The organism is Saccharomonospora iraqiensis subsp. paurometabolica YIM 90007 (assembly GCF_000231035.2).
Classification (GTDB): Bacteria; Actinomycetota; Actinomycetes; order Mycobacteriales; family Pseudonocardiaceae; genus Saccharomonospora; species Saccharomonospora paurometabolica.
The window spans coordinates 103,828-109,208 of the sequence record NZ_KI912232.1; the positions used below are offsets into that span (position 1 = coordinate 103,828).

At 72.2% G+C, this 5,381-nt stretch carries 5 protein-coding genes and 1 pseudogene; all 6 read left to right on the forward strand.

The window, feature by feature from the left end; translation table 11 throughout:
• Nucleotides 1–105, forward strand: a pseudogene (truB, locus tag SACPADRAFT_RS33850) (tRNA pseudouridine(55) synthase TruB); the annotation flags it as partial.
• 62 nt (nucleotides 106–167) lie between these two features.
• A complete protein-coding gene (locus SACPADRAFT_RS0210985; RefSeq protein ID WP_007026316.1) occupies nucleotides 168–1,136 on the forward strand; it encodes a bifunctional riboflavin kinase/FAD synthetase in 969 nt (322 codons plus the stop codon).
• Nucleotides 1,137–1,315: 179 nt separating this feature from the next.
• Nucleotides 1,316–1,795 carry a helix-turn-helix domain-containing protein gene (locus tag SACPADRAFT_RS0210990; RefSeq protein WP_007026317.1) on the forward strand — a complete coding sequence of 160 codons (480 nt, stop codon included), beginning with the start codon at nucleotides 1,316–1,318 and terminating at the stop codon, nucleotides 1,793–1,795.
• A 3-nt stretch (nucleotides 1,796–1,798) separates the two neighbouring features.
• Nucleotides 1,799–2,365 carry an RNA 2',3'-cyclic phosphodiesterase gene (thpR, locus tag SACPADRAFT_RS0210995; RefSeq protein WP_007026318.1) on the forward strand — a complete coding sequence of 189 codons (567 nt, stop codon included), beginning with the start codon at nucleotides 1,799–1,801 and terminating at the stop codon, nucleotides 2,363–2,365.
• Between the two features lie 182 nt (nucleotides 2,366–2,547).
• On the forward strand, nucleotides 2,548–2,817 hold the full coding sequence (rpsO, locus tag SACPADRAFT_RS0211000; RefSeq protein WP_007026319.1) for a 30S ribosomal protein S15: 270 nt from the start codon (nucleotides 2,548–2,550) through the stop codon (nucleotides 2,815–2,817).
• Nucleotides 2,818–3,042: 225 nt separating this feature from the next.
• On the forward strand, nucleotides 3,043–5,381 hold a 2,339-nt coding region (locus tag SACPADRAFT_RS26990), incomplete at its 3' end, for a polyribonucleotide nucleotidyltransferase (RefSeq protein WP_007026320.1).

Below are 5,381 nucleotides of genomic sequence, written 5' to 3' on the forward strand. Positions count from 1 at the left end.
ATCGACGGCACCTACGGTGTCTTCGACCCCGACGGGCGGGTGCTCGCCCTCGCCGTCGACGCGGGGGCGCTGGCCCGGACCGTGGTGGTCCTCGCCCCCGCCTGACCCGGGGACCCGGCTCCGCCCGGGGCGCGACCGGTGCGCCGTGTGCGGTTACGCTCCACAGCGTGCAGCGATGGCGTGGGTTGACCGATCTGCCCGGCGACTGGGGCCGGTGCGTGGTCACGATCGGGGTGTTCGACGGCGTGCACCGGGGGCATCAGGCCCTGATCGACGAGACGGTGCGCACGGCGCGTCGGCGCGGTCTGCCGAGCGTGGTGCTCACCTTCGACCCGCATCCGTCCGAAGTGGTACGCCCCGGCAGTCACCCGGCCCAGTTGACGACGTTGACCCGGAAGGCGGAACTCGTCGAGGGGCTCGGCGTGGACGTGTTCGCCGTGCTGCCGTTCACCCCGGAGCTGTCCCGGTTGACACCCGACGAGTTCGTGCACGAGATTCTGGTCGACCGGCTGCACGCGGCCACCGTGATCGTGGGGGAGAACTTCACCTTCGGGCACAAGGCGGCCGGCGACGTGGACACCCTGCGGGAACTGGGCCGCCGGTTCGGGTTCACCGCCCAGGCGGCCGGTCTGCGCGGCCGGACCCTGGAGGAGGGGGACAACGGGGAGATCACCTACTCCTCGACCTACATCCGGTCGTGCATCGACGCGGGCGACGTCACCGCCGCGGCCGAGGCGCTGGGGCGTCCGCACCGGCTGGACGGCATCGTCGTGCGGGGGGACGGGCGTGGCCGGGAACTCGGCTACCCCACCGCGAACCTGTCCCTGCCCCGGTTCGCCGCGGTGCCCGCCGACGGCGTCTACGCCTGCTGGTTCCAGCCGGTTCCCGAGGGGGACCGCCGGGAGGGCGAGGCGCTCGCCGCCGCCGTGTCCGTCGGCACGAACCCCACGTTCTCGGGTCGGGAGCGCACCGTCGAGGCGTTCGTGCTGGACGTCGACGCCGACTTCTACGGCAGGCAGGTCGCGCTCGACTTCGTCTCCCGGCTGCGGGGGCAGATCACGTTCGACTCGCCGGAGGAGCTCGTCGCCCGCATCGACGACGACGTCGCCCGCACCCGTGCCGCGCTGGGCCGGTGAGCCGCCCGCACCCCTGACCGCACCTCCGACCGCGCCGGACCGGCGGTGTCGGCCCCCGGAGCGGGTGCGAATGCGAACGGCTTCCGGAGTTCGCCCCCGCGGGTGAGAGCGGCCTGACAGGATACTCGGCGGGCCGGTGGGGTCCCGGCCGCCGTCACCGAGGGGAGCAGAACGCAGCCGTGGAGGACCACAAGATCGTCCAGCGCAACATCGCCCTGCAGCGGGAGTGGTACGGCGAACCGCTCGGCGACCGGGTGCGCAGGCTGGTGGTCGCCTTCGACGTCTCGCAGGCCTACCTCGCGGACGTACTGGGTATCAGTGCACCGATGCTCAGCCAGGTGATGAGCGGACGGCGTGCCAAGATCGGGAATCCGGTCGTGCTGGCGCGGCTGATCATGCTCGAACGCAAGGTGCTCACCCCCGAGGTCGCGGCCGGCAGCCGCGCGGCGATCCGGGAGGCCCTGGAGGACGTGCGCAGCGCGCGTCCCACGGTGAGCCGGGACAACCTCCCGGTCGGGACGGTACCCGACGAGCAGGGTGTGTTCGCCGCGCTGCGGGAGATCGCCGAGGAGGAGAGCCTGGCCGCGGCCGCCGACCGGCTGGACGACGAGTTCCCCGCGATCGCCGACCTGCTGCGCCGGGCGGGGAAGGCGGGCTGAGGCGTGACCGGTCCGGGGGCCGTCCCGGAGCGCGGTGGTGCGGGGGAACGTGCGCGGTTGTTCACCGCCGTGCGGCCGTCCCGGGAGGCGGTCGCGGCGCTGTGTGCGGAGCTCGACCGCGTCCCGTCCGTCGCGGGGCGCCGGGTGCTGCGCTGGACGACCGTGCAGCAGTGGCACATCACGCTCGGCTTCTACGGCACCGACGACCCGCAGGCCCGGACGGAGTGGTTGCGGCCCCGGCTGGCGGGGCTGGCATCCCGCACCGTCCGGCTGCGGGGGGCGGGTTCGTTCCGTGGAGTACTCTGGATCGGGGTGGCCGGTGCGGGGCTCGGGGACCTGGCGGCGGCGGTCCGTCCGCCCGACGAGGAGCGGGACTTCCACGCCCACCTCACCCTCGCCCGGGGTGACGTCCGCGCCGCGATCGCGCGGTGGCGGCGGCACCTGGCCGACGTCGACGGCCCCGAGTGGACGGTCACCGAGGTCGAGCTGATGCGCAGCGATCCCGGCGGGGCGCGGGGATCCGGTCCCCGCTACAGCACCGTGGCGCGGTTCCCGCTGCAGCGAGGTTGACGCCGCACGCCGGTGTCTCCGCCGGTGCCGGTCCGCCACGCCCGGGCCGACGCGCCGGGGGAGCGCGTGCCGCCCGGGGTGTGCGGCGGTGCTGATACCCTCGACCCTGAGTCCGGCTGCGGTCCGTGGCGGCCGGTACCGACGACACACCGACACGGGACGAACGAACAAGGAGTGAACGCGTGGCGCTGTCCACCGACGAGAAGAAGCAGATCCTGTCCGAGTACGGCCTCCACGAGTCCGACACGGGATCGCCCGAGGCCCAGGTGGCTCTGCTGACCAAGCGGATCGTCGGCCTCACCGAGCACCTGAAGGTGCACAAGCACGACCACCACTCCCGTCGTGGGCTGCTGCTGCTGGTCGGCCGTCGCCGCCGGCTGCTCAACTACGTGATGCGGGTGGACATCGGCCGCTACCGGTCGCTGATCCAGCGACTCGGCCTGCGTCGATGAGAGACTGACGAGGGGGAGTGACCCGGTCGGGTCACTCCCCCTCGGTACACGAAGGACGAACAAGGGCGAGCGCGCCGCGCACGGGGACGCCACAGCCGGTCCTCGGTAGTGGCCGCCGGGAGGTTCCTCCCGTCGGCTTCGATCGATGACCGGCCCCGTACCTCGGGCGTGCCCCCGAAGGGCGGGGGATGCGTGGCCCTTCACGCACGAGGAGTAACAGGAATCATGACTGAAGCAAGCGGGAACGCCGTGCACGAGACCGAGGCCGTGTTGGACAACGGCCGGTTCGGCACGCGCACGGTCCGCTTCGAGACGGGCAGGCTGGCCAACCAGGCCGCCGGCTCGGTCGTCGCCTATCTGGACGACGAGACCATGCTGCTGTCGGCGACCACCGCCTCCAAGCAGCCCAAGGAACAGCTCGACTTCTTCCCGCTCACGGTGGACGTCGAGGAGCGCATGTACGCGGCCGGGCGCATCCCCGGGGCGTTCTTCCGCCGTGAGGGCCGTCCGTCCACGGACGCGGTCCTGACCTGCCGGCTGATCGACCGTCCGCTGCGCCCGTCGTTCGCCGACGGGCTGCGCAACGAGATCCAGGTCGTGGTGACGGTGCAGAGCCTGCACCCCGAGGACCCGTACGACGTGCTCGCGATCAACGCCGCGTCGGCCTCCACCCAGATCGGCGGGCTGCCGTTCTCCGGGCCGGTCGGCGGCGTGCGGGTCGCGTTGATCGAGGACCAGTGGGTCGCCTTCCCGACCTGGTCGCAGCTGGAGCACGCGACGTTCAACATGGTGGTCGCCGGGCGCATCGTCGGGGACCGGCCCGAGGACGTCGCCATCATGATGGTCGAGGCCGAGGGCACCGAGAACACGCTCGACCTCGTGGCCGCGGGGGGCACCGCACCCACCGAGACCACCGTGGCGCAGGGGCTCGACGCCGCGAAGCCGTTCATCCGCGTGCTGTGCGAGGCGCAGCAGCGGCTGGCCGAGGCGGCGGCCAAGCCCACCGGGGAGTACCCGCTGTTCCCCGCCTACGAGGCGGACGCCTACGACGCGGTCGCCGCGATCGCCACCGACGAGCTCACCCGCGCGCTGGCACTGCCCGGCAAGCAGGAGCGCGACGACGCCACCGACGAGGTCAAGGCGTCGGTGCTGGAGCGCGTCGGCGTCGGCGAGGGCGAGGCCTTCGAGGGCCGGGACAAGGAGATCGGGGCCGCCTTCCGGGCGCTGACCAAGAAGCTGATCCGGCAGCGCATCCTGAAGGACAAGGTCCGCATCGACGGCCGTGGCCTGACCGACATCCGCCAGCTCGGCGCCGAGGTGTCCGTGGTGCCCCGCGCCCACGGGTCCGCGCTGTTCGAGCGGGGCGAGACCCAGATCCTGGGTGTGACCACGCTGAACATGCTCCGCATGGAGCAGACGCTGGACACGCTGTCGCCGGAGACCAGCAAGCGGTACCTGCACCACTACAACTTCCCGCCGTTCTCCACCGGCGAGACCGGGCGCGTCGGCACGCCGAAGCGGCGCGAGATCGGCCACGGGATGCTGGCCGAGCGGGCCCTGGTGCCGGTGCTGCCGAAGCGGGACGAGTTCCCGTACGCGATCCGGCAGGTGTCCGAGGCCCTCGGGTCGAACGGGTCGACCTCGATGGGGTCGGTGTGCGCCTCCACGATGGGCCTGTACAACGCGGGCGTCCCGCTGAAGGCGCCGGTGTCCGGCATCGCGATGGGGCTCGTCTCCGACGAGGTCGACGGCGAGACCCGCTACGTCGCGCTCACCGACATCCTCGGCGCCGAGGACGCGTTCGGCGACATGGACTTCAAGGTCGCCGGGACCACCGACGTCATCACGGCGCTGCAGCTGGACACGAAGCTGGACGGTATCCCGTCGGACGTGCTGGCGAGCGCGTTGAACCAGGCGCGGGACGCGCGGCTGACCATCCTGGACGTGATGTCCGAGGCGATCGGCGGCCCGGACGAGATGAGCCCCTACGCGCCGCGGGTGACCAGCGTGAAGGTGCCGGTGGACAAGATCGGTGAGGTCATCGGCCCGAAGGGCAAGATGATCAACTCGATCACCGAGGAGACCGGCGCGGACGTGTCCATCGAGGACGACGGCACGGTGTACGTGGGTGCCTCGGACGGCCCGTCGGCGGAGGCCGCGATCGACAAGATCAACGCGATCGCCAACCCGCAGCTGCCGAAGGTCGGCGAGCGCTACCTCGGCACGGTCGTGAAGACCGCCGCGTTCGGCGCGTTCGTCTCGCTGGTTCCGGGCAAGGACGGCCTGGTGCACATCTCGAAGCTCGGCAACGGCAAGCGCGTCGAGAAGGTCGAGGACGTCGTCAACGTCGGCGACAAGCTCCGGGTGGAGATCGCCGACATCGACAGCCGCGGCAAGATCAGTCTGGTCGTGGTCCAGGACGAGGAGTCGGGGGACACCGGCGCGGCCGCGAGCGGGGCGATCGGGGGCACCGGTGCGGTGGACACCGCCGCCGAGGAGCCGACCGCGGACCTGGCCGAGCAGGCCGACACCGGGTCGGAGGACAAGGGCGACCGGCCGCGGCA